Source organism: Streptomyces griseus subsp. griseus (assembly GCF_000720255.1).
Classification (GTDB): Bacteria; Actinomycetota; Actinomycetes; order Streptomycetales; family Streptomycetaceae; genus Streptomyces; species Streptomyces griseus_I.
Map to the genome: position 1 here is coordinate 1 of NZ_JOJE01000257.1, position 203 is coordinate 203.

Annotated in this window: 1 protein-coding gene; it reads right to left on the reverse strand. The window is 67.0% G+C overall.

The features are described 5' to 3' along the window. The coding region (locus IG99_RS44030; RefSeq protein ID WP_158973405.1) for a DDE-type integrase/transposase/recombinase at positions 1-203 on the reverse strand (203 nt) is incomplete at both ends.

Here is a 203-nt window from a genome sequence, read left to right on the forward strand (position 1 = left end):
GTATCGAGCAGCTCCCTTTTGATGGTGGCGAAGAACGACTCGGCGAGTGCGTTGTCCCAGCACTGGCCGGTGCGGCCGACCGACAGACGCACCCCCAACTGGTGTGCCAGCGCGGCGAACTGCTGGCTGGTGTACTGACCGCCGCGATCCGAGTGGAAGATCACCGGCCGGGTGGGACGACGCTTCCTGCAGGCGGCCGTGAG